25 protein-coding genes are annotated in these 26,736 nt (G+C 64.5%); 2 read left to right on the forward strand and 23 right to left on the reverse strand.

What is annotated here, in order from left to right; genetic code table 11:
* Positions 1-10 precede the first annotated feature (10 nt).
* Both SAMIE_RS07805 and SAMIE_RS07810 read right to left on the reverse strand, forming a co-directional pair.
* Positions 11-1,129 (reverse strand): cysteine desulfurase family protein, encoded by a 1,119-nt coding sequence (locus SAMIE_RS07805; RefSeq protein ID WP_083952369.1) that lies wholly within the window; start codon positions 1,127-1,129, stop codon positions 11-13.
* Positions 1,096-2,130, reverse strand: coding sequence for a cysteine desulfurase family protein (locus tag SAMIE_RS07810; RefSeq protein WP_066697184.1), 1,035 nt, complete (start codon positions 2,128-2,130; stop codon positions 1,096-1,098). The genes SAMIE_RS07805 and SAMIE_RS07810 overlap by 34 nt, the downstream gene beginning before the upstream one ends.
* A 162-nt stretch (positions 2,131-2,292) precedes the next feature.
* Here SAMIE_RS07810 and SAMIE_RS07815 point away from each other — a divergent pair, with 162 nt between their 5' ends.
* Entirely contained in the window at positions 2,293-2,949 is a 657-nt protein-coding gene (locus SAMIE_RS07815; protein ID WP_066697187.1) for an alpha/beta hydrolase, read from the forward strand.
* Positions 2,950-2,996: 47 nt separating this feature from the next.
* Here the strand turns inward: SAMIE_RS07815 and SAMIE_RS07820 are convergent, their stop codons facing one another.
* The 4 genes from SAMIE_RS07820 to SAMIE_RS07835 form a co-directional block, all read right to left on the reverse strand.
* Complete coding sequence (locus tag SAMIE_RS07820) at positions 2,997-4,358, reverse strand: sensor histidine kinase (RefSeq protein ID WP_066697189.1); 1,362 nt, start codon at positions 4,356-4,358, stop codon at positions 2,997-2,999.
* Positions 4,355-5,443: a hypothetical protein gene (locus tag SAMIE_RS07825; RefSeq protein ID WP_066697192.1), complete on the reverse strand. Its 1,089-nt coding sequence runs from the start codon at positions 5,441-5,443 to the stop codon at positions 4,355-4,357. Before SAMIE_RS07825 ends, SAMIE_RS07820 begins: the two co-directional genes overlap by 4 nt.
* 53 nt (positions 5,444-5,496) lie before the next feature.
* Entirely contained in the window at positions 5,497-6,663 is a 1,167-nt protein-coding gene (locus SAMIE_RS07830) for a hypothetical protein (RefSeq protein ID WP_066697195.1), read from the reverse strand.
* An 84-nt stretch (positions 6,664-6,747) separates the two neighbouring features.
* Positions 6,748-7,050, reverse strand: a complete 303-nt coding sequence (locus SAMIE_RS07835) for a hypothetical protein (RefSeq protein ID WP_066697197.1) — start codon at positions 7,048-7,050, stop codon at positions 6,748-6,750.
* An 81-nt stretch (positions 7,051-7,131) separates the two neighbouring features.
* Here SAMIE_RS07835 and SAMIE_RS07840 point away from each other — a divergent pair, with 81 nt between their 5' ends.
* The gene (locus SAMIE_RS07840) at positions 7,132-9,801 is read left to right on the forward strand and encodes a coiled-coil domain-containing protein (protein ID WP_066697199.1); all 2,670 of its coding nucleotides are present in this window, start codon (positions 7,132-7,134) and stop codon (positions 9,799-9,801) included.
* Positions 9,802-9,810: 9 nt separating this feature from the next.
* Here SAMIE_RS07840 and aac(6') read toward each other — a convergent pair whose 3' ends face one another.
* The 17 genes from aac(6') to SAMIE_RS07925 are packed head-to-tail and all read right to left on the reverse strand — an operon-like array spanning position 9,811 to position 26,367.
* The gene (gene aac(6'), locus SAMIE_RS07845; RefSeq protein WP_232037396.1) at positions 9,811-10,275 is read right to left on the reverse strand and encodes an aminoglycoside 6'-N-acetyltransferase; all 465 of its coding nucleotides are present in this window, start codon (positions 10,273-10,275) and stop codon (positions 9,811-9,813) included.
* Positions 10,272-10,541: a DUF1467 family protein gene (locus SAMIE_RS07850; protein ID WP_066697201.1), complete on the reverse strand. Its 270-nt coding sequence runs from the start codon at positions 10,539-10,541 to the stop codon at positions 10,272-10,274. The genes aac(6') and SAMIE_RS07850 overlap by 4 nt, the downstream gene beginning before the upstream one ends.
* Before the next feature lie 10 nt (positions 10,542-10,551).
* Positions 10,552-12,189, reverse strand: coding sequence for a ribonuclease J (locus SAMIE_RS07855; RefSeq protein WP_066697203.1), 1,638 nt, complete (start codon positions 12,187-12,189; stop codon positions 10,552-10,554).
* A complete protein-coding gene (locus SAMIE_RS07860) occupies positions 12,186-12,968 on the reverse strand; it encodes a type III pantothenate kinase (RefSeq protein ID WP_066697204.1) in 783 nt (260 codons plus the stop codon). Before SAMIE_RS07860 ends, SAMIE_RS07855 begins: the two co-directional genes overlap by 4 nt.
* A gap of 12 nt (positions 12,969-12,980) precedes the next feature.
* The gene (locus SAMIE_RS07865) at positions 12,981-13,682 is read right to left on the reverse strand and encodes a biotin--[acetyl-CoA-carboxylase] ligase (protein WP_267886502.1); all 702 of its coding nucleotides are present in this window, start codon (positions 13,680-13,682) and stop codon (positions 12,981-12,983) included.
* A 2-nt stretch (positions 13,683-13,684) separates the two neighbouring features.
* On the reverse strand, positions 13,685-15,121 hold the full coding sequence (gene nuoN, locus SAMIE_RS07870) for an NADH-quinone oxidoreductase subunit NuoN (protein WP_066697206.1): 1,437 nt from the start codon (positions 15,119-15,121) through the stop codon (positions 13,685-13,687).
* Positions 15,121-16,674, reverse strand: a complete 1,554-nt coding sequence (locus SAMIE_RS07875) for an NADH-quinone oxidoreductase subunit M (RefSeq protein WP_066697208.1) — start codon at positions 16,672-16,674, stop codon at positions 15,121-15,123. Before SAMIE_RS07875 ends, nuoN begins: the two co-directional genes overlap by 1 nt.
* A complete protein-coding gene (gene nuoL / locus SAMIE_RS07880; RefSeq protein WP_066697210.1) occupies positions 16,674-18,773 on the reverse strand; it encodes an NADH-quinone oxidoreductase subunit L in 2,100 nt (699 codons plus the stop codon). The genes SAMIE_RS07875 and nuoL overlap by 1 nt, the downstream gene beginning before the upstream one ends.
* A gap of 8 nt (positions 18,774-18,781) precedes the next feature.
* Positions 18,782-19,087 carry an NADH-quinone oxidoreductase subunit NuoK gene (gene nuoK, locus SAMIE_RS07885; protein WP_066697213.1) on the reverse strand — a complete coding sequence of 102 codons (306 nt, stop codon included), beginning with the start codon at positions 19,085-19,087 and terminating at the stop codon, positions 18,782-18,784.
* Complete coding sequence (locus SAMIE_RS07890; protein ID WP_066697216.1) at positions 19,084-19,695, reverse strand: NADH-quinone oxidoreductase subunit J; 612 nt, start codon at positions 19,693-19,695, stop codon at positions 19,084-19,086. The genes nuoK and SAMIE_RS07890 overlap by 4 nt, the downstream gene beginning before the upstream one ends.
* Before the next feature lie 29 nt (positions 19,696-19,724).
* Entirely contained in the window at positions 19,725-20,207 is a 483-nt protein-coding gene (nuoI, locus tag SAMIE_RS07895; RefSeq protein WP_066697219.1) for an NADH-quinone oxidoreductase subunit NuoI, read from the reverse strand.
* A complete protein-coding gene (locus tag SAMIE_RS07900) occupies positions 20,204-20,707 on the reverse strand; it encodes a hypothetical protein (protein WP_066697227.1) in 504 nt (167 codons plus the stop codon). The genes nuoI and SAMIE_RS07900 overlap by 4 nt, the downstream gene beginning before the upstream one ends.
* Before the next feature lies 1 nt (position 20,708).
* The gene (gene nuoH / locus SAMIE_RS07905; RefSeq protein WP_066697228.1) at positions 20,709-21,752 is read right to left on the reverse strand and encodes an NADH-quinone oxidoreductase subunit NuoH; all 1,044 of its coding nucleotides are present in this window, start codon (positions 21,750-21,752) and stop codon (positions 20,709-20,711) included.
* Positions 21,749-23,755 carry an NADH-quinone oxidoreductase subunit NuoG gene (nuoG, locus tag SAMIE_RS07910; protein ID WP_066697230.1) on the reverse strand — a complete coding sequence of 669 codons (2,007 nt, stop codon included), beginning with the start codon at positions 23,753-23,755 and terminating at the stop codon, positions 21,749-21,751. Before nuoG ends, nuoH begins: the two co-directional genes overlap by 4 nt.
* Entirely contained in the window at positions 23,748-24,368 is a 621-nt protein-coding gene (locus SAMIE_RS07915) for a hypothetical protein (RefSeq protein ID WP_126516769.1), read from the reverse strand. Before SAMIE_RS07915 ends, nuoG begins: the two co-directional genes overlap by 8 nt.
* Positions 24,365-25,702, reverse strand: a complete 1,338-nt coding sequence (gene nuoF, locus SAMIE_RS07920; protein WP_066697664.1) for an NADH-quinone oxidoreductase subunit NuoF — start codon at positions 25,700-25,702, stop codon at positions 24,365-24,367. The genes SAMIE_RS07915 and nuoF overlap by 4 nt, the downstream gene beginning before the upstream one ends.
* The gene (locus SAMIE_RS07925; RefSeq protein ID WP_066697232.1) at positions 25,702-26,367 is read right to left on the reverse strand and encodes a complex I 24 kDa subunit family protein; all 666 of its coding nucleotides are present in this window, start codon (positions 26,365-26,367) and stop codon (positions 25,702-25,704) included. The genes nuoF and SAMIE_RS07925 overlap by 1 nt, the downstream gene beginning before the upstream one ends.
* Positions 26,368-26,736 lie beyond the last annotated feature (369 nt).

A 26,736-nucleotide genomic window follows, 5' to 3' on the forward strand; every position in this document is an offset into this window, starting at 1 on the left:
GCTCCCCTCGCTACGGCACCGCCTGCGCGGCCGCCGCTTCATTCAATGCTTCTGCTGCCCTCTCCACATCGTCCCGGCTCGTATACCGGCCAAAGCCGATCCGGACCGCGCCGCGCGCCTGCGCATCGGTCAGCCCCAGCGCGCGCAGGACATGGCTAGGCCGTCCGGACCCGCTTGCGCAAGCGCTGCCGAGTGAAAAAGCAACATTGCGGCAATAGGACAACAATCGCGCCCCATCCAGTCCGTCCCTCCGGACGTTGAGATTGCCGGGGTAGCGCTGCGTCGCACTGCCGTTGAGCGTCCAGTCGGCAAAGAGCGCGCGGGCGAGCGCGGCCAGTTCCTCGACATGGGCGCGGTCCTGCTCCGCCCGCTCGCGCATCAGCCGCGCGGCCACGCCGAAGCCGGCACAGAGCGCAGGCGAAAGCGTGCCGGACCGCAGCCCCCCTTCCTGCCCGCCGCCATGGATCAGCGGCGCAGGCGATACGCCGTCGCGCAGCCAGAGCGCGCCAATGCCCTTGGGACCGTGGATCTTGTGCGCGCTGATCGCGATCATGTCGCAGGCGTCGGAAAGAGGCACGCGGCCATAGCCCTGCACCGCGTCGCACAGGAAAAGTGCGCCCGCGCGATGCGCCATATGCGCCAAGTCATCGACCGGCTGGATCACGCCGATCTCGTTATTGACCAGCATCGCGACAACGATCGAGACACCTGCAACGATATGGTCGGCAGCCGTGCCCAGATCGACAAGGCCGTCGCCATCGACCGGCAGGATCGTCACATCCCGCCCCTGCCGCCGCATCGCCTCCACCGTATCGAGCACTGCCGCATGTTCGGTCGCAATCGTCACGATCCGTCCCGGCGGCGCGCCCTGAATGGCGATGCTGAGCGCTTCGGTCGCGCCGGACGTGAAGACCAGCCGCCCGCCCGAAGGCAGCAGCGCGCCAATCTCTTCCCGCGCCACCTCAACCTGTGCGGCAGCAGCACGGCCGAGACGGTGGGCGCTGTGCGGATTGCCATAATGATCGCGCAGCCACGGCACCATCGCGTCGAACGCTTCGGGCGCAAGCGGGGTCGTCGCCTGATAGTCGAGATAGATCAATGCCTTGCCCGCTCCGCCATGCGCGTCCAGACCGCGATGAAGCTGTCCACATCGCTGTCGCGCGTCTGCGGACCGAAGCTGACGCGCACGACTTCTGAAGCGGCGCTTTCATCCCAACCCATCGCGCGCAGGACATGGCTGGTCTTGAGCGATCCCGACGAGCAGGCGCTCCCGGCGGACACGGATATACCTGCAAGATCGAACTGGATAAGCTGCGCCCGCGCGGACAGGCCCGGCATGCGATAGCTGGCGATGGAGGGGATGCGGGGCGCGGCGCGGGCCACGACCTCGCCCCCTGCCGCCTCCACCGCAGCATCCAGCCGCGCGCGCATCGCGGCAGCTCCCTGGAGCCAGTCGGTTCGCGCCTCCAGCGCCGCCGCCATGCCGAGGATGGCAGGCAGGTTTTCCGTCCCCGCGCGATAGCCCTGCTCCTGCCCGCCGCTCGGTTCGATCAGGGCGAGGTCACGGATCAGCAGCGCGCCGATCCCCGGAGGACCGCCGAACTTGTGGGCGCTGATCGCGATCATGTCCGCTTCCGGCAGCGGCAACTTTCCTGCGCTCTGCGCGCAGTCGGCAAACAGGATCGCACCGTTCCGGTCGATCTGATCGAGCGGCTGGATGACGCCGGTCTCATTGTTCACATGTTGAACGGCGAGGAGAGCGTCGCCATGCCCCTGCGACGGAAGGATCAGCCCGTTGCCATCGACCGGCAAGCGCTCCGCATCCTTCGTCACGCGCAGGACAGCGTCATGCTCGACAGGTGAAGTGACGACCCGTCCGGCCTTGGCGCGGGTCAGGGCGATGGCGATGGCCTCGCTCGCGCCTGAGGTAAAAAGGATATGCCCGTCCCAGCCGAGCGCCGCCCCGATGCGCGCGCGCGCATCCTCCAGCGCCGCCCGCGCAGCGCGCCCGTCGGCATGGGGGCTGGACGGGTTGGCCCACCGGCGCATCGCGGCAATCATCGCCTCCTGCGCCTCCGGAAGCACCGGCGTGGTGGCGGCGTGATCCAGATAAAGACGATCGGCGGCCAAGCGGGCGTTACTCATTGATTGCGGAAAAGAAGGCGCTGTCTATATAGGCTCTCTGCCGCGCAGCGCCAGCATATCCATGCCCGCGCGCGCATCCATCGCCTATCGCCGCCCGGCGCCCTCCTGTCTGGATGGAACGGGCAGCCCAGAACCATAACAGGTGCCATGCCCGACGTCATTTTCCCCGGACCCGAAGGCCGCCTCGAAGGCCGCTTCAGCCCTCCCCCCCGTCCGCGCGCGCCGGTCGCCATGATCCTGCATCCGCATCCGCAGGGCGGCGGCACGATGAACGACCGCATCACGCAGGCGCTCTACAAGACCTTCGTGAAGCGGGGCTTTGCTACGCTGCGCTTCAACTTCCGGGGCGTGGGCCGCAGCCAGGGGACATTCGACAACGGCATCGGCGAGCTTTCGGACGCTGCCGCCGCGCTCGACTGGGTGCAGAGCTTCCATCCCGAAGCGCAGACCACATGGATCGCGGGCTTTTCCTTCGGCGCGTGGATCGGGATGCAGCTTTTGATGCGCCGCCCGGAAATCCGCAGTTTCATCTCGGTCGCGCCGCCCGCGAACATGTATGACTTCTCCTTCCTCGCGCCTTGCCCGTCGAGCGGCATCATCGTTCAGGGAACGGCGGATGAGGTCGTGACGGCGAGCGCGGTGCAGAAGCTGGTCGACAAGCTGCGCACGCAGAAGGGCATCACCATCCACCATGACGAGATCAAGGGCGCGAACCATTTCTTCGAGCATGAACTGGATCAGCTCATGAAGTCGGTCGACAATTATCTCGACATGCGCCTGTCGCCGGATTCGCCGATCCGCTGATCGCATCTGGATCGGAAAGAAAGGGCTGCCTGCGGGCGGCCTTTTTTTTATGACGCTGCGACGGGCAGCGTCAGGATGAAGCGCGCGCCCTGTCCCGGCGCGCCGCCCACGACGATGTCGCCCCCCATCGCACGGGCCAGCCTGCGCGAGATATAGAGACCAAGGCCGCTGCCGCCATGATCGTCGCGGCCCAGCCGCTCGAACTTGTCGAATATGCGCTCCCGGTCGGCGGGATCGACGCCACTGCCCTGATCGGCGACAGTCAGACGCGCCATGCCGTCTTCCCACTCGGTCCAAATCCGGACCTCTGTGCCCTCCGGCGCGTAGCGGACGGCATTGCCCACGAGGTTGACGAGGATCTGGAGCACGCGGCGGAACTCGCCGGTGGCGGCCAGTGTCTCCTCGGGCTGGGGCGGAAGAATCGTAATGGACTTGTCCAGCGCCTTGACCGCCAGCAGCCCGGCAGCCCGCCGCGCGATGTCCGCAAGGTCCAACTCTTCCGACACGATGCTGAAATCCGGGCGATCCACCGCCTGCAGGTCCGCCAGATCATCCACCAGCGCCAGCAAATGCCGGCCCGCCGACGCAATGTCACTGGCATAACCGGCATAATCGTCGCGCAGCGGTCCTTCCAGTTGGGCGCTGATCGTATCGGCATTGGCGATGATGCGCCCGAGCGGCTGGCGCAGCGAACGGTCCAGCCGCCGTCCGAATTCGGCGGGATAGAGGGTCAGCGGCGCGTCCCGCTGCGCAGGCGGATCGGATCGCAAAGGCGTCGCGATGCCGCGATAGCCGGTCAATCCGCCGCCAACGTCGAAAAGCGGCGCGGCAGACAGGCTGTAGCGGCGGGCCGGATCGGCGGACAGGATCGCGTGCTGGCCGCGAAAAGCCTGCCGCAGGGCGAAGCCGCGCAGCATCGCCATATCGCCATCTTCATCGGGCTGAAGCTGGAAATAGCTGGAAAAGCGTGCACCTATGGCGGGCGGGTCTTGCGGCAGAGCGCTGTCGTCTCCGGCTCCGGCCAATGCCATCTCGAACCGCAATTGCGTATCGACCTGCCAGATCCAGCCTTCGGACAGCGCGGCGATGTCCGTGCTGCGATCCATCCCGACGCCATCATCGCTCAGGAGGCGTTCGCGCCAGTCGATGATCGCCAGATGAACTCCGCCATCCTCGGGCTTTGCCCGCACCCACATGCTAATGTCGGCGTGATCCGCCGCCGCCGTCAGCGACCGTGACACCATGACGCCGAGGCGGTGGGACAGGCGCGCAATGGCAGCCAGCTGTGGCACGGCAAGCGGGTCGCCCACCTCCGCCCCCGCCTCCCGCTGCAGGGCGAGCAGAGGCGCATCTGCGCTCAAAAGGCGGCCATCGCCCGCGACCTGCGCGCGAATCACGGTGGCGGTCATGCGGGTGTCACGCCGCGCAGATGCGTCAGCTTCGCCCGAAACGCGACCGGCGTGCGCCAGAGCGCGAGCGCTTCGTCCGCCTGCGGTCCGGTTACGGCGGCATGCCGCTCCACCTGTTCGAGCATCAATGTGTCGGACAGCGAAGGCCGCACGGGGCGCAGCCACAGCAGGAGGCGGCGATGCTCGGCATCCGATCCGCCCAGCGCATGACAAAGCAGCGCCACGTCCCCGACCGGTCCCAGCAGCAGGATTTCCGCCACTTGCCCGCTGTCCATATGCAGGCGGCGGGCGGCCAGCGCCGCAAACAGCAAGAAGCGCTGCTCCTCCAGCGCGCGCCCGAGCAGATCGGGTGCGCCAGCCCCCTCGCCCAGTTGCCGGACGAGGTCGTCGGCCAGCGCGATCGGGCTTGCGCTTTCGTCATGATCGGCAAGCAGCGCCCAGCCGGATCGTTCGAGCGCGGCGTAGGCTACGCCGCCATCTTCCGCACCGCCGCGCCGGACCGCGAGAGCGAGGCAGGCAGCGACGGTCCACACCAGTTCGGCATAATGTTCGACGGGAAGGTCGGGCCGCATCGGTCGATCCTCCCCTCCCGGCATCAGCCAGCGCCCCTCGGCCAGCGCCAGTCCGGCAGCCGCTTCAAGCGACGGCGTGTCCGCATCAGCGGCGGCATGGTCCGCCACGGAGTGAAGGCCAGCATCGCCCGCTCCCCGCCCCTGCTGCCGCAGCATCAGGGTGATGGCGGCGCGCAGGCGCATGTGGGCGAGCAAGGAAGGCGAAAGCAGTTCCGGCTGCAAGCGGATCATCGCCCAGCAGAGCGACGGCTCCAGACGATCAAGCGCGGCGGCGACCGACGGTGCATGACTGAGCGACAGCCGCAGCGCCATTTCGATTGCATGGACGCATCCGGCAAGATGGCGCCGCGCCTCCACGATCAGCGCGTCCTGCCGCGAATCGTCCTGCCGTTCGAAAAAAAACGCGAGATCGACGGCATGGCCAAGGGGCACGGCGGACGCACCGGCCATGACCTGCGCCACTGGCCAGCCGCCCGCCATGCCCATGCCGTTGAGGGACGAAAAGGCGTTCATGGCTGAGAGAATAGCGGCACGTCCTTAAAATGCCCTAAACCCTGACGGGAAAATCATTCATTGCGGCGAAGCAGCAGCGCCGCCACGGATGCAATGGCCAGCAGCATCGCCGCCCGGATGCCCAGCGCCAGCACGCCGCCCGCCCCTGCCACGGTCAGTAGCAGGAGAGCGGTCGCCGGGGTAAAGATCATCCACGGCCTCGCCCGCCCGGTCCGCCGCCAGCGGTCGGCGACACCGACGATCCCCAGCATCAGCGCCAGATCCATTGCCAGCGGCGTGCCTCCCGCTAAAACGACGCCAAGTAAAGCAAGCCCCGGCGTGCAGAAAGCGATCCATCCCGCCGGCGCCCCACGCAGCGCCAGTTCGTCGAGCCGGTCGCTGCATTCCGCGAGCAGAAGAGCGAAGAGGAGGATCAGGAAGCCGGTGGTCGGCCACCCGAGTTCCACGGGGACGAGTGCGATCGCTGCCAGCGCGATGGCGCCGATCCGCACCTGAAGCGCGGGCACCTGCATGCGCATGAGCGACGGGCCGATTATGCGGGCGAGAGGCGCGAGCAGATAATGTTCCGCCCCGCCGCGCCTGCGAGCGCCGCCTGCTCCTGCGGCCGTCACCGCCTGCGCCACAAGGTCCGCCTGCTGCTGCGATTCGACGATGGTGACCCTTCCTTCGAGCAGGTCGTCCTGCGGCACGGTGACGCGGCGCGCGCCCCTCTGCACCGCCGCCCTCACCAGCGTCAGCGCCATGTCCCAGTCGCCGATCATGTCGAGCGTGCCGAACAGCAGCGCAGGCGTGATCCGCGCCAGCCCGGCCCAGCGCTGCCCGGCGTCGATCCGTTCGAACGGCGCGCTGGCGCGGCTGTCGTCCGCGACGAGAAGCGCGTCGCCCTCCACACTTCCCAGGGCGTTGAAATGCGCCTGCGCGATCACCGCGCCGTCCGCGACCAGCAGCACGTCGCTGTCACGCGGCGCATCGCGCACCATCGACACCATGTCCCGGACCAGAGCGACCGCGATGCCTTCCGCGCTCAGCCGGTCGACCGCCTGCGAAAGCTGCGGCGTAATCGTTCCCACCAGAATGAGGACGCGGTCCGCCCCCGCCTGCGCGGCCTGCCGCGCCTGATATTCGATCAGGGTCTGCCCCGCGAAATGCAGGCTGGCGCGCATCGCGCCGGGCGATTCGGCGACTGTGCGGCTGGCGCTCAGAATGGCGGCGAGACTCATGGCGGCTGCGTGTCGATCCGATTGCTGAAAGTCGGGTCTTTTCGCAAGCGCGACGGCGCAAGGCAAGCGGCGCGTTGCCGCGTGTCAGTCCTGATCCAGCCCCGCGATCACAGCGCGCAGCCGGCGGACGATAGCCGGATCGCCCGGCGCGGCCTGCGCGGCCTCCTCCGCCAACACCATGAGCGCTGTCAGGCCAAAGCTCCCGGCCAGCCCCTTGAGCCGCCAGGCGGCCAGTTCCCAGTTGGCGTCGCACCGTGCGCGGGCAAGCAGATCCACCTGCCGCAACGCGCTCTGCACGAAGGCAGCACGCAGTTCCGCGATCAAAGCGCTGTCGTCGCCGACTGCGGCCGCCAGTGCGGCATGAAGAGCGCCCGGTTCATAAGACATGGCGACGGACGCTATCTGCCGTGCGTTAAGTTTTGGTAACAGGGGCATTTCAGGGGCGACAAAAGATGCTAGGATGTCCGGATGACAGGGGGCAGCACCATTGTGGAGTTCTGGCGCGAAGACCAGGACATGACCGGGAAGAGCCAGCAGGGCGACGATGTCCTGCTGCTTGAGGAGATGGCGCCCGACATCGACGCGCCCGATCCGCAGATCAGCGTCGACCCCCTCGCGCGCCGGGCGCGAATCATCCTCGGCCTGCTGGCGGCTGGCTGGCTGGGCTTTGCCGGATGGGCGCTGGCGTCTTCGGGAACATTCGCCGCTGGCCCGGCCGCATGGGCGAACGCCGTCGTAACGCTCGCCATACCGCTCATTCTGCTGGCCGTCGGCTATCTGCTGATCGTGCGCAACAGCCGGACGGAGGCGCGGCGCTATCTCGACACCGCTCGCGCGCTGCGGACCGAAGCCGACCTGCTCGACATTCGCCTGCGCCGGGCGCGCGCGCAGCTCGACGCTGCCCGGCAGACAATGCAGGATCAGGCGGAGCTGCTCGACAGCTATGGCGCGGCGGCCAGCAGCAATATGGAGGCATCCGCCGAACTGATCGCCGCGCGTGCCAGTGCCACGGCGGAACGGACGGAAGCGGCGGAGCGGGCGGGCAGCGCTCTGGTGCAGCGGCTGGAAATGCTGATCGGCCTGATCCCGGAACTGGAGGATCGCAGTGGCCGGATGGCGGCGCAGATCATGGACAATGGCCATGCGCTGTCCGAACGGATCGACACGCTCGAAGCGCGCCTCCATGCGCTGACCGAACTGTCCGACGACGCGCGCGCGCGGACGCTCGCCGCGACCAAGAGCCTGTCGAGCCAGTTGACGCAGCTTCAGGAAACGACCCGCGCCACGACCGACGAAGTTACCGGCCTCGCCGACATCGCATCGGGCCGTATCAACGCCACGGCGCTGGATGCGCGGCAGACGATGGAACGAAGCCGTCAGGATATGGAAGCGCAGGCGCAAGCCCTGACCAATCTGGTTCAGGCCGCGCAACTGGGCATGGCCAGCACCAGCGGCGAAGCGCGGCAGCGGCTGGTTGCCGAACTGGAAGCGGTCGAGGATGGCCTCAACGCCCGCATCGGCAAGGCGATGGAGAGCATGCGCGATGCATTCATGTTCACCGATGAGGGGGTAGCGCGCCGCGCCGATGCGCTGGAGGCTCTTGTCGCTGCGGCACGCAAGGGCATCGAGGCCGCGAGTGAGGACAGCCTTTCCGCACTGACTCACGATATGGACGGGATCGAACAGGATCTGCGCCGCCGACTGACCGACGCTCTGGAACGGGCGCAGCAAAGCCTCGCCCTGACCGACGCCGGTCTTACCGCTCAGGCCGATGCCATGGATGCGCTCCTGGAGCGTTCGCGCGAAGGGCTGGAGGCTATCGGCGACCGGACCGTCACGGGTCTGGGAGACACAATCGCCGACGTCGAAACGCGTCTGCACCAGATCAACGACCTTATCGAGGGCCAGCGCAGCCTGATGTCGGGTCTGCATGCCGGGTTGCAGGACACGATTGCGACCACCGAAGACCGGTTCGCCGCACTGGAGGACAGCGCGCTGGCCCGCGGCGACAGGCTGACGGCGGCGCTCGGGCGGCTGACCGAGGAAACGCGGCGCATCGACGATGCGCTGGCGGCGGGCGGCCTGACTGCCGAACGGCTCATCAGTTGCGCCGAGACGCTGATGGTCGCGCTTGATTCGAGCGTTCGCGAACTCGACGAAACCTATCCTGCTGCGCTGGGCCGGTTCGAAGCGCATCTGGAGCGGAGCCGCGCCCTGCTGGGCGAAGCGACGCCCGAAATGGAACGGCTGGAGGCGATTTCCGAAGCGCTGGTGGGTCGGGCCGAAGAAGCGGAATCCATGTTGCGCGGTCAGGGCAGCCGCCTCACCGAATGGCTGGAAAGCACGCAAGGCGGGCTTCACGCGAACCGCGAGTTGGTGGAGCGTCTGCGCACCGCGCTCGACGCGGCGGATCAGGACGCACGCCGGATCACCGAAGGCGCCGGGCCGCTGCTGGTCACGGCCCTGCTCCGCGTCAAGGATACCGCCGATCAGGCAGCTGAGCGCGCACGTCAGGCGCTGGGCCGCGCCATCCCCGAAGCCGCGCAACATCTCGCGCAGGAAAGCGACGAAGCGCTGCGCAGCGTGATCGACGAAAAGGTCGCGGCGCAGATCCAGCAGGTCGCGCGCGTGGCGGAAGAGGCCGTGAAGGTCGCGCATCAGGCTTCCGACCGGCTCACCCGCCAGCTTCTCACCATCGCCGATACGAGCGCCGCTGTCGAAAAGCGCATCGTCGAAGCCGAACAGGCGTCGGAAGATCGCGACCGGGATCATTTCGCGCGCCGTTCCGCGCTGCTGATCGAATCGCTCAACAGCACCGCCATCGACGTGGCAAAAATCCTGTCCAACGATGTGACGGACTCGGCCTGGTCAGCCTACCTCAAGGGCGACCGTGGAGTCTTCACGCGGCGCGCGGTGAAGCTGCTGGACGCAGGAGAGTCGCGTGAGATTGCGCTGCATTATGACAGCGACGCCGAGTTCCGCGATCATGTGAACCGCTACATCCACGATTTCGAAGCGATGCTGCGCATCATCTTGTCGGCGCGGGACGGCAATGCGCTGGGCGTCGCGATTCTCTCGTCGGACATGGGCAAACTCTATGTCGCGCTGGCGCAGGCCATCGAACGGCTGCGCCAATAGAACTGGCAGTCAGTCGAGCGGCTTGCGGAAATAGACCACCCGCTCCGTTTCTCTAAGGCCCAGCGCTTCGTGGAAAGCATGGCTGTCGTGATTGTCGATGTCGGCGTCCGACGCCATTTCGCGGCACCCGCCCGCTCTACCCCAGGCATCGGCCGCCTGCGTCAAAGCCCTTGCGCAACCCTGGCGCCGAGCGGCGGGATCGACATAAAGCCCTTCGAGAAACAGAACCGGACTGGTCTCGCACCCGTTCACATAATCTCTGCGGATCGACGCTTCAGCGAAGCCCAGCGCCGTGTCGGCATCGTCCAGAGCGATGAAGACGGCCACTGACCCGTCGCGCTGACGCAACATAGCGAGCGCCTCGTCCCGATGCTCGACCAGCCCATCTTCGGGCCAGAGCGATGCGCGCAGAAGCACCCATCGCTCGATATGCGATGACTCCGCTTCGACGATGCGCATCCGCGATGGCGTCATGAACCTCCGTGATAGCCGGATATCATATTGATCGTGATCCAGCCTTCGACATAATTCGCGTAATAAGCGCCGAAGAGGACGGCAGACAATATGGTCGCGCGGACAGCAACCATGCCCGGCCGGAAGTTGGTGGGCGCGCTGTCCGCTTGCCCCTTCAACAACACCTCGCCGGTTTCATCGGGCGTCCGGATGCCGAAAGGCAGCATGACGAAGGCGCTGATGACCCACACGAGGAAATAGATGGCGAAGATGGCATACCAGTTCATGCCGCTTCACTTACGCCCGGATCAGCAGAACGTCCACCACCGGCTTCTTACCGGTCCAGCGAGTCGCCGTGCGGCGGACGGCGAGGCGCACGCGCTCGCGCAGCGCCTCCTCCTCCAAAGATCCCTTGCCGATGACGGCGGCGGCTTCACGCGCGGCTTCGGTGAGGAACGCGGCCTTGTCTTCCTCCACCGGGACACCCTGTGTGCGTAGAGCCGGTTCGCCGATCAGCTTGCCCTTGCGGTCGAGTGCGACGGCGACACTGATCTGACCATGCAGCGCGACCTTCCGTCGCTCGTTCATGGTGGAACCGTCCGCTGGCAGGATCACGTCACCGTCCAGCACGAGGCGGCCCGTTTCCTCATGCCCGATAATCTGCGGCGCGCCGGGGGCGAGGCGCAGGAGGTCGCCGTTCGATTGCACCACGGCGTGACGGATGCCGCTGGCGATCCCCAGCCTCGCCTGCTCCGCCATATGACGGCGCTCGCCATGGACGGGCAGCAGGATTTCGGGCCTTATCCAGTGATACATGGCCTCCAGCTCGGGGCGTCCGGGATGGCCGGAAACATGCACTTCCGCCTGCCGGTCCGTCACCATCAGGATGTTCTTGGCGGCAAGGGCGTTCTGGATGCGACCGATCGCGATCTCATTGCCGGGAATCTGCTTGGACGAGAAGACGACCATATCGCCTTCGGTCAGCTTGATCGGATGGCTGTCGAACGCGATGCGTGAAAGAGCCGCCCGTGCCTCCCCCTGTCCGCCGGTTGCAACGATCATCACTTCGCTTCGGGGCAGCGCCATGGCGTCGTCCCAATCGACCAGCGGCGGGAAATCCTTGAGATAGCCTGCGGCCTTCGCGGTCCCGATGATGCGGTCCAGCGATCGCCCGGCGACGCACAGCTTGCGCCCGGTCGCTACCGCCACCTCACCCAATGTCTGCACGCGCGCTGCGTTGGAGGCGAAGGTCGTGACGAGCACCCTTCCCTTCGCGCCCGCGATGGTCTGCATCAGCCCTTCGCGCACATCGCTTTCCGAGCCGCTGGCTTCGGAATTGAAAACGTTGGTGCTGTCGCACACCAGCGCCAGCACGCCGTCATCGCCGATCGCGGTCAACTGCGCAGGCGTGGAAGGCTGGCCCAGCAGGGGCGCCTCATCCAGCTTCCAGTCACCGGTGTGGAAAATGCGGCCATAAGGCGTGTCGATGAGGACCGCGTTGCCCTCCGGGATCGAGTGCGCCAGCGGCACGTAGCGAAACCCGAACGGGCCGAGCGCGAAGCTGCCTTCATTGTCGATGACCTGGAGATCGACGTCCCTGGTCAGCCCCTCCTCCTCCAGCTTGAGGCGGATAAGTCCGGCGGTGAAGGGCGTGGCGTAGAGCGGCACGCCAAGGTCGGCGGCGAGATAGGGGATTGCGCCGATATGATCCTCATGCCCGTGGGTCAGCACGATGCCGAGCAGGTCGTCGGCCCGATCCTCGATGAAGGACAGGTCCGGCAGCACCAGTTCCACGCCGGGATAGGCTGGATCGGCGAAAGTCAGGCCCAGGTCGACCATGACCCATTTGCCGTCGCAACCGTAAAGATTGACGTTCATGCCGATCTCGCCGGACCCGCCAAGGGCCAGGAAGAGCAGCTCATTTCCAGGTGTCATTCCGTTTTCAAACTCCGTTCGTGCAACAGGCCAAGACCCTGAATGGTGAGGTCCGGCGCGATCGCATCGAAAATATCGCTGTTGTCATTGAAGAGGACCGCAAGTCCTCCCGTCGAGACCACCCGCGTCGGGCGGCCGATTTCGGCGCGCATCCGCGCCACCAATCCTTCCATCATCGCCACATAGCCCCAGAAGACGCCGATATGCATCTGCGCCTCGGTCGTGCGGCCGATGACCGATCTGCTTTCGGGCGGCGCTATCGCGATCTTGGGCAATTTGGCCGCCGCAGCGACCAGAGCGTCCAGCGACAGGTTGATGCCCGGTGCGATGATCCCGCCCTTATACGCGCCCTTATAGTCCACCACGTCGAATGTCGTCGCGGTTCCGAAATCTATGACGATCAAGTCGCCTGCATAGAGATGGTGGGCGGCGATGGCATTTACAACACGGTCGGCGCCGACCGAAGCAGGTTCCGCCACATCGAGGTCGATGCCCCATGGGACGGGCGGCTGCCCCGCCACCAGCGCCGCGGTCTTGAAATATTTCTGCGCCAGCACCTCCAGATTGTGGAGCGCGCGGGGCACGACCGTGGCGACGATGACGGCCTTCACATCGTCAATCGCATAGCCTTCCAACATGAGCAACTGGTTGAGCCATACCGCATATTCATCCGCCGTCCGGCGCGGGTCGGTGGCGATACGCCAGCGCGCGCGAATCTCCAGCCCGTCGAGCAGCGCGAAAACCACATTGGTGTTGCCCGCATCAATGGCGAGTAGCATGGAGCCAGTCCTTCAGGTGAGGATGATGTCGCCGGCGTGAATGGCATGGCTCTGTCCGTTCGCCAAGCGCAGGATCAGCATCCCCTGCCGGTCGAGCGTGTCGAAAGTCCCGTCCACCGCCTCGCCATCGGGCATCGAAACTCGCATCGGCGTGCCGGACGGATGCGCGTTGAGCAGCCAGTGCGCGCGAACCGGCTCCAGCCCCTGCGCGCGCCAGATGCCCACCCAGTGCGCGAACAGCGTAGCGAGCCGTTCCAGCAGCGATGCGGCGTCCGCATCGGAAGCGCCCTGCGCAGCGAGGCTCGTAACCGGGCGATCCAGACCGGTCGGGTGTCCGGTCACATTTACGCCGATGCCGACGACGACTGCGTCGCCCGTCCGCTCCAGCAGAATGCCCGCGATCTTCGCGCCGTCGACCAGCACGTCATTGGGCCATTTGATCCGAGCCTGTCCCGCACAGAGCGGCGCGACGAGCGCATGAACGGCGTTGGCCGTCACGAGCGCAAGCGTATGCGCGGGGGGATCGTTCGGGCCGGTCCGCACCAGCGTCGAGCAGAAGAGATTGCCTTCGGGGCTTTCCCATAACCGCCCCATCCGGCCGCGCCCCCCGGTCTGACGCCCGGCCCGCAGCCAGGTGCCCTCGGGTGCGCCCCGCTCCGCCAGCGCCAGCATGTCGGCATTGGTGGAGCCGGTCTCCTCGACGAACCGGAGCAGGCTCAGAAGAGCGACGCCGCCGCGGCGGCGCTCGCCGCATCCAGCACGGGGTTCAGCAGATAACCGAAGACGATCACCACGGCGCACGCCGTCAGGATGATATTCTCGACCGCGCCGCCCTTCGCCTCGTAAGCGGCGGCCGGTTCGTCGAAATAGATCGTCTTGATGATCTTGAGATAATAGAAAGCGCCGATCACCGAGGCCGCGATGCCGAACGCGGCGAGCGCGGTGAGGTTGGCGGCGACGGCAGCGTCGAACACCAGAAACTTCGCCCAGAAGCCGAAGAGCGGCGGAATGCCAGCCATCGAAAACATGAAGATGGCGAAGGCCGCCGCCAGCCCCTTGCGCGACTGCGACAGGCCCGACAGGCTGGCGATGCTCTCGACCGGCTTGCCGTCCGCATCGCGCATCTGAAGGATGCAGGCAAAGGCGCCGATGGTCATGACGACATAGATCGCCATATAGCTCATCGTCGCGGCGACCCCGGCGGGGGTGCCGCATGCCAGGCCGATGAGCGCGAAGCCGACATTGTTGATCGACGAATAGGCCATCAGACGCTTGATGTTGGTCTGGCCGATGGCCGCCACCGCGCCAAGGATGATCGAGGCCAGCGCCACGAAGATCACGATCTGCTGCCAGTCCAGCCCGGCCGGTCCCAGCGCCTCGATGGCCACGCGCACGGCGAGGCCCATGGCCGCGACCTTGGGCGCGCTGCCGAAGAAGGTAGTGACGGGCGTCGGCGCGCCTTCGTAAACGTCCGGCGTCCACATGTGGAAGGGCACGGCGCTCATCTTGAAGGCGAGGCCAGCAAGCAGGAATACCATGCCGAACAGCTCGCCGTTCGACACACCGTCGCCCATCGCGACGGCGATGCCGTCGAACGCAGTCGTGCCGGTGAAGCCGTAGAGCAGCGCCGAACCGTAGAGCAGGATGCCGCTCGCCAGCGAGCCCAGCACGAAATATTTGAGGCCCGCTTCCGAGGAGCGCCCATCCTGCCGCATGAAGCTCGCCAGCACATAGGCGGCAAGGCTCTGCATTTCGAGGCCGACATAGAGCGTCAGCAGATCGCCTGCCGACACCATCATGCCCATGCCGATGCTGCTGAACAGGATCAGCACCGGATATTCGGGCCGCTCCTTGCCATCGGTCTGGAAAAAGCGCGGCGCGAGCAGGATCGCAGCGGCTGCCGCGCCATAGATCAGCGCCTTGGCGAAGGCGGAGAACGCATCGGCGCGGACGAGGCCGTCGAACGCATCGGGACCATGCGACACTGATGTCGATATCGACAGGCCAGCAATTGCCAGCGTCAGGACCGACAGCCAGTTGACCGCGCGCGCGGAGCCGTCGCCGCCGAAGGCCGCGACCAGCATCAGCACGAGGCCGCCTGCCGTCAGGATGAGTTCCGGCAGGACCGCCAGAAGGGAAGCGGAGTCGATCATCAATGCGCCTCCCCGTGCGCGGTAGCTTCTTCATGATGCGCCTCGCCCGCAGGGCTGGCCGCACCGGTCTTGATGTGGGAATCGCCCGCGGGGGCCGCAGGTGCGAGCCGCGCCTCGAGCGCACGAATGTCGGAGCGCATCGGCGCAAGGAAGCTTTCGGGATAAACGCCCATCCACAGCACCGCCGCCGCGATCGGCACCAGCAGCGCCACTTCGCGCGCCGACAGGTCGGGCATGGCCGCTGCGTCGGCATTCACCTGTTCACCATAGGCGATCCGGCGGTAGAGGTAGAGCATGTAGGCCGCGCCCAGAATGATGCCCGTGGTGCAGACCAGCGCCACCCAGCTCGACGCCTGATAGATACCCATCAGCGACAGGAATTCACCGACGAAGTTGGACGTGCCCGGCAGGCCGACCGACGCCATGGTGAACAGCAGGAACAGCACCGCATATTTGGGCATGTTGATGCTCAGGCCGCCATAACGGCTGATTTCGCGGGTGTGCAGCCGATCGTAGATGACGCCGACGCACAGGAACAGCGCGCCCGATACGAGGCCGTGGCCCAGCATCACCATCATCGCGCCCTCGATACCCGCCTGATTGAAGGCGAAGAGGCCGACCGTCACGATCGCCATGTGTGCGACCGACGAATAGGCGATCAGCTTCTTCATGTCGGACTGCACCAGCGCGACGAGGCTGGTGTAGACAACCGCCACCATCGACAGACCCCAGACCAGCCACGCCAGTTGGCTGGAGGCTTCCGGGAACATAGGCAGCGAGAAGCGGATGAAGCCATAGCCGCCCATCTTCAGCAGCACGCCCGCCAGAATGACGGAACCGGCGGTCGGCGCCTGAACGTGCGCATCGGGCAGCCAGGTGTGGACCGGCCACATCGGCATCTTGACCGCAAAGCTGGCGAAGAAAGCGAGGAACAGCCAGGTCTGGACATGCGGATCGAAATTATAGGCCATCAGAGCCGGAATTTCGGTCGTCCCGGCCTCATGAACCATCCACATCATCGCGATCAGCATCAGGACCGAGCCGAGCAGCGTGTAGAGGAAGAACTTATATGAAGCGTAGATGCGGTCCGCGCCGCCCCAGATGCCGATGATGAGATACATCGGAATGAGGCCGGCTTCGAACATGACGTAAAACAGGTAGATGTCCTGCGCCGTGAAGACGCCGATCATCAGCACCTCCATGAACAGGAAGGCGGCCATATATTCGCCGACGCGCTTTTCGATCGCCTGCCAGCTCGCGCCGATGCAGATCGGCATCAGGAAGACGGTCAGCGCGATCAGCATCAGCGCGATGCCGTCGATGCCGAGTGCCCATGCGAAGCGCCCGAAAATCGGATAATATTCGCGGAACTGCCACTGGGCGGCACCGCCAGACTGGTCGAAATTCAGCCAGAGGATGATGCCAAGGACCAGATCGGCCAGCGTCGCGATCAGCGCGATCCAGCGCGCATTGCTCGCGCCCGCGAAGAGGCAGGCGATGGCCCCCGCCATCGGCACTGCCATCATCAGGGATAGGATGGGGAAGCCGTCCATTATCGTGTCATCGCCCAGGTTGCGGCCGCGGCGAGCCCGATCAGCATCACCAGCGCGTAGGTGTAGAGATAGCCGGACTGTATCCGACGGGTGATCTTGTTGCCCTGCACGACGAGCGCAGCGAGGCCGTTCGGACCGAAGCGGTCGATGAAGCCGATGTCACCGAACTTCCAGAAGAAGCGGCCGATGGCGAAGGCAGGCTTCACGAACAGGACGTTATACAGCTCGTCGAAATACCATTTGTTGAGCAGGAACTGGTAGAGCGCGCCGAACTGCGAAACGAAGCGCTGCGGCCAGTCCGTGTGCCTGATATAGGCGAGCCAGGCGATCAAAAGACCCGTCAGCATCACCGTGAACGGCCCGAACTTCACCCAGGTCGGCACTTCATGCGCCGCGTGCATCAGGTGGCTGTTAAAGGCGAGCGCGCCCTTCCAGAACTCGACGCCGCCTTCCGGTCCGATGAACTGGTCGTGGAAGACGAAGCCGGCGAATACCGCGCCAAGGCTCAACACCACCAGCGGGACTAGCATCACCCACGGGCTTTCATGCGGATGATAGCCGCCGGTGCCGGTGGGGAGCGCATGCGCGTCCGCCTCATGTCCATGCGGATCATGCCCCGCATCTTCCTGCGCCGGCGCATTGTCATGTTCCGATCCGTGACCATGCGTCGCGTGATCGTCATGCCCATGACCGTGCGCGTCATGGATCGCGTGCTGGATATGCTCGGAAGCGGCCCAGCGCGGCTTGCCGAAGAAGGTGAGGAACACCAGCCGCCAGCTGTAGAAACTGGTGAGCAGCGCCGCGAACACGCCGACATAATAGGCGCCAACGCCCCTGCCCCCGGCAGCGAAGGCCGCTTCGAGTATGCCGTCCTTCGAATAGAAACCCGCGAACCCGTAGCCAATGAGCGGCAAGCCGACGCCGGTGATGGCGAGCGTGCCCAGCGTCATCGTCCAGAAGGTGATCGGGATCTCCTTCCGCAGGCCGCCATAGTAACGCATGTCCTGCTCATGGTGCATCGCATGGATGACCGAGCCTGCGCCAAGGAACAGCAGCGCCTTGAAGAAGGCGTGGGTGAAGAGGTGGAACATCGCCGCGCCATATGCGCCGACGCCCGCCGCGAAGAACATGTAGCCGAGCTGCGAACAGGTCGAATAGGCGATCACGCGCTTGATGTCGTTCTGCACCGTGCCGACTGTCGCCGCGAAGAGACAGGTGGCAGCGCCGATGAAGGTGACGAAGCCGAGCGCCGTCGGCGAAGTCTCGAACATCGGCGACAGGCGGCACACCATGAACACGCCCGCCGTCACCATGGTTGCCGCGTGGATCAGCGCCGACACCGGGGTCGGGCCTTCCATCGCATCCGGCAGCCAGGTGTGGAGGCCAAGCTGCGCCGACTTGCCCATCGCGCCGATGAACAGCAGCAGGCAGAGCACGGTCATCGTATCGAAACGATGGCCGAGGAACCCGATGGTCGATCCCGCCATGGAAGGCGCGGCGGCCAGAATCTCCGGGATCGAGATGGTGTTGAACACCAGATAGGTGCCAAAAATGCCCATCATGAAGCCAAGGTCGCCGACCCGGTTGACGACGAACGCCTTGATCGCGGCGGCGTTTGCCGACGGTTTGCGGAACCAGAAGCCGATGAGCAGGTAGGAGGCGAGGCCCACACCTTCCCAGCCGAAGAACATCTGGAGCAGATTGTTCGCGGTCACGAGCATCAGCATCGCGAAGGTGAAGAGCGACAGATAGGCAAAGAAACGCGGCTGGTCCGGCTCTTCGTCCATATAGCCCCAGCTATAGAGGTGGACGAGGCTGGACACGCTGGTGATGACCACCAGCATGACCGCCGTCATCGTATCGACGCGTAGCGCCCACTGGGCGTCGAAGCTGCCGCTTTCGATCCAGGTGAAGAGCGGCTGCACATAGGCTTCGCTATGGCCGGTCAGGAAACCGATGAAGATCGGCCAGCTCATCGCGCAGCTCGCGAACAGCGCGCCGGTGGTGACGATCTTGGCCGGCAGTTTGCCCAGAGCCTTGTTGCCAAGGCCCGCGATGGCTGCCGCCAGCAGGGGAAGAAGGACGATAAGCTGGATCATGAAACGGCTCAGCCCTTCATCTGGTTGATGTCATCGACGGCGATGGTGCCGCGACCGCGGAAGTAGATAACGAGGATGGCGAGACCGATGGCCGCCTCGCCCGCCGCCACAGTCAGCACGAACATGCTGAACACCTGCCCCACCAGATCGCCCAGGAAGGCGCTGAAGGCGACGAGGTTGATGTTCACGCTCAAGAGGATCAGCTCGATCGCCATCAGGATGATGATGACATTCTTGCGGTTGATGAAGATGCCGAGCACCCCCATGACGAACAGGATCGCGCTGACGACCATATAATGTTGCAGGCCGATCACAGCTCCACCCCCTGCCCCACGGGCTGATTGACATTGCGCACCGCATCTTCGGGACGGCGGCGGTTCTGCCTGGCGATATTCTGCGGCCGCACCCCGCCGCGTGCGCGGTGGGTCAGCACGATCGCGCCGATCATCGCGACGAGCAGGACGATGCCCGCCGCCTCGAACAGGAAGATATAACGCGTGTAGAGCAGCCCCCCGATGGCCTGAATGTTGCTCAGTTCCGGGTTCACCGGCCCTGCGCGCTGCGCCAGTTCGATGGGACCGGCGCTCCAGAGGCCGATGCCGAGCACGATCTCCGCCAGCAGCACCAGCGCGATCAGCAGGCCGAAAGGCAGATAGTCGACGAAACCGGCGCGCAGTTCGGCAAAGTCGATGTCGAGCATCATGACGACGAACAGGAACAGGACCGCGACCGCGCCGACATAGACGATGACGAGCAGCATCGCGATGAATTCCGCGCCCAGCAGGATCATCAGCCCGGCCGCGTTGAAAAAGGCCAGAATCAGCCACAGTACCGAATGGACCGGGTTGCGCGACAGGATGGTCAGCGCGCCGCTGCACACCACCAGGGTGGCGAACAGATAAAAGGCTAGCACGTGAATCACAGGATCATATTCCCCTTGGCGCGCGCGGCTTAACGATAGGGTGCGTCGGCGGCAAGGTTCGCGGCAATCGCGCGTTCCCACTTGTCGCCATTCTCAAGGAGCTTCGCCTTGTCGTAGATCAGCTCCTCACGCGTTTCCGTCGAAAATTCGAGGTTCGGGCCTTCGACGACCGCATCGACCGGGCAGGCTTCCTGGCAGAAGCCGCAATAGATGCACTTGGTCATGTCGATGTCGTAGCGCGTCGTGCGGCGGCTGCCGTCCTCGCGCGGCTGAGCCTCGATAGTGATCGCCTGCGCCGGGCAGATCGCCTCGCACAGCTTGCACGCGATGCAGCGCTCTTCCCCGTTGGGATAGCGGCGCAGGGCATGCTCACCGCGGAACCGCGGCGAGATCGGGTTCTTCTCATAGGGGTAGTTGATCGTCGCCTTGGGCTTGAAGAAATATTTCAAGGTCAGCCAGTGCGCCTTCACGAATTCCCAGAGGGTGAAGCTCTTGACGTAGTAACCAATCATTTTTGTGCACCATTTGTGAATGCAGAAAGGGTCACGTCGAGCTTTACCTCACAGAGACCTCGATAAGTTCTGATGGGAGTGATCTTCCCATCCTGCGACCGTTCGGCTTTCGGGTCGAAATGACTGATGTCCGCGTTAAAAAGCGTGCCATCGCTGGAGCGATTGAAAATGGTCAGCAGCGCGGACGGGAAGCCATCTTTAAAAACTGGGTCGAAGTAGTTGACAGTAAACCTGTCGGGCCACTCGTCGGATACCCAGAATGTCGTGCGGTTTCCCTCGGCCATACCGCCACGGACGAAAAGCTTGCCCGAGTCGACGAACTGCGGCGTCTTGACGTTAGTTCTGCCCATCTGACCATACCACAAGGTCAGCCTTTCAAAATTCGTCAGACCCGTCTGGAAGCTGCAATGGAAGCCTTGGCCTGCCTTTTCGGGCACAGCCGCAGAGACCGGCGAGCTAACAGCGGCAATGATGAGGACGAAGAAGGCACCAAAGTTCATCTTATCCCCCATACCTCGTCAGCATGAGGAACCCCGACACCAGGAACACGAACAGCAGCGAGGTCGGCAGGAATATCTTCCAGCCCAGCCGCATCAACTGGTCGTAGCGGTAACGGGGCACTGTCGCCTTCACCCAGGAGAAGACGAAGAAGAAGAACAGGATCTTGGCGAACAGCCAGAGAATGCCCGGAACGAGATAGAGCGGCGCCCAGTCGAATGGCGGCAGATAGCCGCCCCAGAACAGGATGGCGTTGAGCGCGCACATCAGGATCACGTTGGCATATTCGCCAAGCCAGTAGAGCGCGAACGACATGGACGAATATTCGGTCTGGTATCCCGCGACCAGTTCGCTCTCCGCTTCGGTCAGGTCGAAGGGCGCGCGCGCCGTTTCCGCCATGGCGCTGATGAGGAACATGACCGCCATCGGGAAGAGCAGCGGATTAAAACCGTTTCCGTTGAGGAAGCCGTAATAGCCCTTCTGGCTTTCCACGATCGCGGTCAGGTTAAAGCTGCCCGCCCACAGCACGACGCAGATCAGGATGAAGCCGATCGAAACTTCATAGGAGATCATCTGCGCCGACGCGCGGATCGCGGAATAGAAGGGGTATTTGGAGTTGGACGCCCAGCCCGCAAGCACCACGCCATAGACGCCCAGCGACGAAATCGCGAGGATGTAGAGCAGGCCCACGTTGATGTTCGCCAGCACCACACCAACCTGAAATGGCACCACCGCCCACGCCATCAACGCCACCGTGAAGGTGATGATAGGTGCGATCAGGAAAAGCGCGCGGTTGGCGGCCGACGGGATGATAGTTTCCTGAAGGAAGACCTTAAGGCCGTCTGCGAACGACTGGAGCAGGCCGAACGGCCCGACCACATTGGGACCACGGCGGAGCGCCATCGCCGCCCAGATCTTGCGGTCGGCGTAAATGATCATCGCCACCGCCAGCATGACCGGAAGCGCGATCAGCAAAATGCCGATGACGGTCGAAAGCAACCATGCGCCCTCGAACGGGAGGCCGAGATTCTGGAAGAAAGCGGTCACTCTGCGGCCTCCGCGAAGCTTGTCCCATGGATCAGTTCGGCCGAGCAGTGCTGCATCGTCGGGCTGGCGCGGCAGATCGCGTTGGTGAGGTAGAAATCCTTGATCGGCGAGGCGAGTGCGCCGGTCGCGCCGGTCGGCAGCGAGGGGACGGACCAGCCATAGTCGGCCAGCCCCTCGACGCCCAGCGCAGGCACCGCTTCCGCCATCTGTGCGCGAAGCTGTTCGAAGCTGTCAAACGGCAGGCGCGCGCCCATCACATCGGACAGCGCCCGCAGGATCGACCAGTCCTCGCGGGCATCGCCCGGTGCGAAGACCGCCTTGTCGCTGAACTGCACCCGGCCTTCGAGATTGACGTAGGTGCCCGCCTTTTCGGCATAGCTCGCGCCCGGCAGGATCACATCCGCCGCATGCGCACCCTTGTCGCCATGATGGCCGACATAGACCTTGAAGCTGCCTTCGAACGCCGAATAATCGACCTCGTCCGCGCCGAGCGAGAAGAGCAGCTTGGGCTTTGCCGCAGCCACCGCCCTGATGCCGCCGTCGACAGCATAGCCAAGCATCAGCCCGCCCATCCGCGCCGCCGCGAAGTGCAGCAGATTATAGCCGTTCCAGCCGTCCTTGATAAGGCCGAGCGTGCCGACCAGCGCCAGCGTGTCGCCATGCGCGCCGTCCTTGGCCAGCACGCCGCCGCCCACGATCATCGCGGGGCGGGCGGCACCGGCGAAGGCATCGAGCACCGCCTTCGGCAGCTTGCCGAGCAGCGAGGCGTCGTTACCCAGCCATTCGACCTTGTAAGTCAGATCGAATTCCGGGCCGATGCCGAAAACCTTCGCGCCCTTCTTGATCGCCTTGCGGATGCGCGTGTTCACCAGTGGCGCTTCCCAGCGCAGATTGGTGCCGACCAGCAGGATCACGTCAGCGGTTTCGAGGTCGGCCAGCGGGGTGTTGAACACCACCGCAGACAGGCTCGACACATCATAGGCGAGGCCCGTCTGACGCCCTTCCAGCATCGTGCCGCCCAGCTTTTCGACCAGCAGCTTGCCCGCGAACATCGTCTCGCAATCGAGCAGGTCGCCCGCGAGCGCCGCTACGCTGCCGCCATGCGGGACCGCCGCGATGGCCCTGAACGCCTCTTCCCATGTGGCGGGGACGAGCTTACCATCCTTGCGCACGAACGGCTTGTCGAGCCGCTTGCGGACCAAGCCGTCGACATTGTGCCGGGTCTTGTCCGACGCCCACTCCTCATTGACGTCGTCGTTGATGCGCGGCAGCGCCCGCATGACCTGACGGCCACGGCTATCGAGGCGGATGTTGGTGCCGACCGCGTCCATCACGTCGATGGCGTGGGTCTTCTTCAGCTCCCAAGGACGCGCTTCGAACGCATAGGGCTTGGACGTAAGAGCGCCCACCGGGCAGAGATCGACCACATTGCCCGACAGCTCGCTTTTTGCGGCGTGCTCCAGATAGGTGGTGATCTGCATATTCTCGCCGCGATAGATGGCGCCGATTTCCGGCACGCCCGCGACTTCCTCGGCGAAGCGCACGCAGCGGGTGCACTGGATGCAGCGGGTCATGACCGTCTTGACGATCGGCCCCATATATTTCTCGGTAACGGCGCGCTTGTTCTCGTCGTAGCGCGACGCGCCACGGCCATAGGCGACCGACTGGTCCTGAAGGTCGCATTCGCCGCCCTGATCGCAGATCGGGCAGTCGAGCGGGTGGTTGATGAGCAGGAACTCCATCACCCCTTCGCGCGCCTTCTTGACCATTTCGGTCTGCGTGAAGATTTCCTGATTGTCGGCTGCGGGCAGCGCGCACGAAGCCTGCGGCTTGGGCGGTCCGGGCTTCACTTCTACCAGACACATGCGGCAGTTACCGGCGATGCTGAGGCGCTCATGATAGCAGAAACGCGGGATTTCCTTGCCCGCAAGCTCGCACGCCTGCAGCACCGTCGCGCCCGCCGGGACTTCGATTTCTACGCCGTCTACGGTGAGTTTAGGCATTGCGCTTGGCCTCGTACACTAATTCGTCCATCAAAAGCATGCGGGCATCCCCATCCGTATCTGCCCATACCGCACATTCCTGATCGCATTCCCCTGCTGCCTTCTTCAAAGGTTCAGGCAATGTAACGCCGGCTTGAAGAAACGCTGACAGCAGCTTTACATTTCTGTTTTTGACGCTGGCCATCACAGGCTGCCGCGCCGCCAATTCCCGTTCAACTTGCGTAACTATGCTGTCTACAGCAACGCCCTTCTCATGGGTGATACAACGCGCCATTTGGTTTACTCTGATGAGGTGCAGGTCAGCACCTATCGCGTCGATATTGTTGATCGCGTAGCTAACCGCTTCGCTGCCACCACATTTTCCAAAGGAATCAGGGGCTATATGGAATTGAGCGAAGCTATCCTTTTTCCAAACCGCTGAAGCTTCTGCTGCCATGCGTAAAGCGGCAGGTCGATTTGTTTCCCAGAGGCAAACAGCAAGTTCTCTACTTTTGGTCGATGCTTTTCCTGCATTCCAAAACGTATCGCCCACCGATGGTGCAGCCATAGCAACGGATGAGGCCAAAACCGCGCCGAGGGTTCCCGCTGAAGTAAATATTTTAGGCAGCTTCACTCCGCCGCCTCCATCATCGGGGCGCTACCCTTGTTTTCATTGATCCGGCGCTCGATTTCCGGGCGGAAGTGGCGGATGAGACCCTGGATCGGCCATGCCGCCGCGTCGCCGAGCGCGCAGATGGTGTGGCCTTCGACCTGCTTGGTCACCTGGAACAGCATGTCGATCTCGCTCTGGTCGGCGTCGCCGGTGCGGAGCCGCTCCATCACGCGCCACATCCAGCCGGTGCCTTCGCGGCAGGGCGTGCACTGGCCGCAGCTTTCATGCTTGTAGAAATAGCTGAGGCGACTGATCGCGCGGACGATGTCGGTGGACTTGTCCATGACGATGACGGCGGCGGTGCCGAGGCCCGAGCCGAGCGCGCGCAGGCCGTCGAAGTCCATCGGCGCGTCCATGATCTCCTTCGCGGGCACCAGCGGCACGGACGAGCCGCCGGGGATGACAGCCAGCAGATTGTCCCATCCGCCCCGGATGCCGCCGCAATGGCGGTCGATCAGCTCGCGGAACGGGATCGACATGCTCTCTTCGACCACGCAGGGCTTGTTCACATGGCCGCTGATCTGGAACAGCTTGGTGCCGCGATTATTCTCGCGCCCGAAGCCGTTGAACCATGCCGCGCCGCGACGCAGGATCGTGGGCGAAACCGCGATGGATTCCACATTGTTGACGGTCGTCGGGCAGCCATAAAGGCCCGCACCTGCCGGGAAAGGCGGCTTCAGGCGCGGCTGGCCCTTCTTGCCTTCCAGGCTTTCGATCTGCGCGGTTTCCTCGCCGCAGATATAGGCGCCCGCGCCGCGATGGACGAAGACGTCGAAATCATAGCCGGAACCGCAGGCATTCTTGCCGATGAAGCCCTTTTCATAGGCCTGCTCGACGGCGGCGAAGAGAACCTTCGCTTCGTAGATGAACTCGCCGCGGATGTAGATATAGGCGGCGCGCGCGCGCATTGCGAAACCGGCGATCAGCGCGCCTTCGATCAGCTTGTGCGGATCGTGGCGGATGATCTCGCGGTCCTTGCACGAACCGGGTTCCGATTCGTCCGCGTTGATGACGAGGAAGCTGGGGCGACCGTCCTTGCTTTCCTTGGGCATGAAGCTCCACTTCATGCCGGTCGGGAAGCCTGCGCCGCCGCGGCCGCGCAGGTTGGACGCCTTGACGATGTCGATGATGGCGTCCTGCCCCAGCTCCATCAGCTTTTTGGTGTTATCCCAGTCGCCGCGCTTCATCGCGGCGTCGATGCCCCAGTCCTGAAAGCCGTGGACGTTGGTGAAGATGCGGTCCTTGTCGGCGAGCGGGCCAACGAAGGGGGCGGGCGCTGCGGGTGCGTCTGGCATCACCATTCTCCCCGATAGTCGTGATTTTCGGTGACCATCTCTTTCAGCGTGGTCGGGCCGCCTTCGGGCGCGCTCGTCTGGCGGTCGATCTGGGGGCCGATCTTGGGCTGTCCGCCCGACGCGAGCGTGTCGAGGACGGCGCTCATGCTGTCGTAGGTCAGGTCTTCGTAATTGTCGTCGTTGATCTGGACCATCGGCGCGTTGGCGCAGGCGCCCAGGCATTCGACCTCGGTCAGGGTGAACAGGCCGTCCGGCGTCGTCGCGCCCTTCACCAGTCCCTTATTCTTGCAGGCCGCGAACACATCGTCGGAGCCGCGCAGCATGCAGGGCGTCGTGCCGCACACCTGCACATGATAGCGGCCGACCGGCGCGAGGTTGTACATGGTGTAGAAGGTCGCGACCTCATAGACGCGCATGTACGGCATATCGAGCTGACGGCCGATATATTCCATCACCGGCACGGGCAGCCACCCCTGCGTCTGCGTCTCCGCACCGACCTGCCGCTGGGCGAGATCGAGCAGCGGCATCACGGCGGACTGCTGGCGACCGGCGGGATAGCGGGCGATCACCTTCTCGGCCTGCGCGGCATTTTCGGCCGTCCACGCAAACGCGCCCCAGCGCGCGCGGGTTTCGGCTTCGTCGGGGATATGGGGTGCGTCAGCCATTATTGGTCACCAATCCAAACTTCCGGCATTCCAGGCCCAGGAGAACCGGGGACAAAATCAGCGCATTTCCAATCATCCTCGGCCACGTCCCCGCCTGGATTGGGACATACGAACAGATATTCATTGGGGAGGCGTTTACCGACCCGCCCTACATAAATGTCAGAATCGTACCTAGCCTCGCAACCGGGACCACAGGCATAGATCTGCGCGTTATAGCCCGCGACTTCCAAGCCCCGCGCCCTCAATTGCGCGAGCGAGGGGGCATTCGCGCTCGTAACCGGCGCGAAACGCTTGCTCGGGCCAGTCGGAACTTTGCTCTCCGAACAGGATGGTAGCCATCCAAGGCTAACTGTCGCCAGCGTGACCGGA

The organism is Sphingobium amiense, from assembly GCF_003967075.1.
Lineage (GTDB): Bacteria > Pseudomonadota > Alphaproteobacteria > Sphingomonadales > Sphingomonadaceae > Sphingobium > Sphingobium amiense.

Coding starts and splice junctions, on each gene's coding strand:
- SAMIE_RS07815 (WP_066697187.1), top strand. CDS start 2,293: ATGCCCGACGTCATTTTCCCCGGACCCGAAGGCCGCCTCGAAGGCCGC.
- SAMIE_RS07820 (WP_066697189.1), bottom strand. CDS start 4,358: ATGACCGCCACCGTGATTCGCGCGCAGGTCGCGGGCGATGGCCGCCTT.
- SAMIE_RS07825 (WP_066697192.1), bottom strand. CDS start 5,443: ATGAACGCCTTTTCGTCCCTCAACGGCATGGGCATGGCGGGCGGCTGG.
- SAMIE_RS07830 (WP_066697195.1), bottom strand. CDS start 6,663: ATGAGTCTCGCCGCCATTCTGAGCGCCAGCCGCACAGTCGCCGAATCG.
- SAMIE_RS07835 (WP_066697197.1), bottom strand. CDS start 7,050: ATGTCTTATGAACCGGGCGCTCTTCATGCCGCACTGGCGGCCGCAGTC.
- SAMIE_RS07840 (WP_066697199.1), top strand. CDS start 7,132: ATGACAGGGGGCAGCACCATTGTGGAGTTCTGGCGCGAAGACCAGGAC.
- SAMIE_RS07850 (WP_066697201.1), bottom strand. CDS start 10,541: ATGAACTGGTATGCCATCTTCGCCATCTATTTCCTCGTGTGGGTCATC.
- SAMIE_RS07855 (WP_066697203.1), bottom strand. CDS start 12,189: ATGACACCTGGAAATGAGCTGCTCTTCCTGGCCCTTGGCGGGTCCGGC.
- SAMIE_RS07860 (WP_066697204.1), bottom strand. CDS start 12,968: ATGCTACTCGCCATTGATGCGGGCAACACCAATGTGGTTTTCGCGCTG.
- nuoN (WP_066697206.1), bottom strand. CDS start 15,121: ATGATCGACTCCGCTTCCCTTCTGGCGGTCCTGCCGGAACTCATCCTG.
- SAMIE_RS07875 (WP_066697208.1), bottom strand. CDS start 16,674: ATGGACGGCTTCCCCATCCTATCCCTGATGATGGCAGTGCCGATGGCG.
- nuoL (WP_066697210.1), bottom strand. CDS start 18,773: ATGATCCAGCTTATCGTCCTTCTTCCCCTGCTGGCGGCAGCCATCGCG.
- nuoI (WP_066697219.1), bottom strand. CDS start 20,207: ATGATTGGTTACTACGTCAAGAGCTTCACCCTCTGGGAATTCGTGAAG.
- SAMIE_RS07900 (WP_066697227.1), bottom strand. CDS start 20,707: ATGAACTTTGGTGCCTTCTTCGTCCTCATCATTGCCGCTGTTAGCTCG.
- nuoG (WP_066697230.1), bottom strand. CDS start 23,755: ATGCCTAAACTCACCGTAGACGGCGTAGAAATCGAAGTCCCGGCGGGC.
- nuoF (WP_066697664.1), bottom strand. CDS start 25,702: ATGCCAGACGCACCCGCAGCGCCCGCCCCCTTCGTTGGCCCGCTCGCC.
- SAMIE_RS07925 (WP_066697232.1), bottom strand. CDS start 26,367: ATGGCTGACGCACCCCATATCCCCGACGAAGCCGAAACCCGCGCGCGC.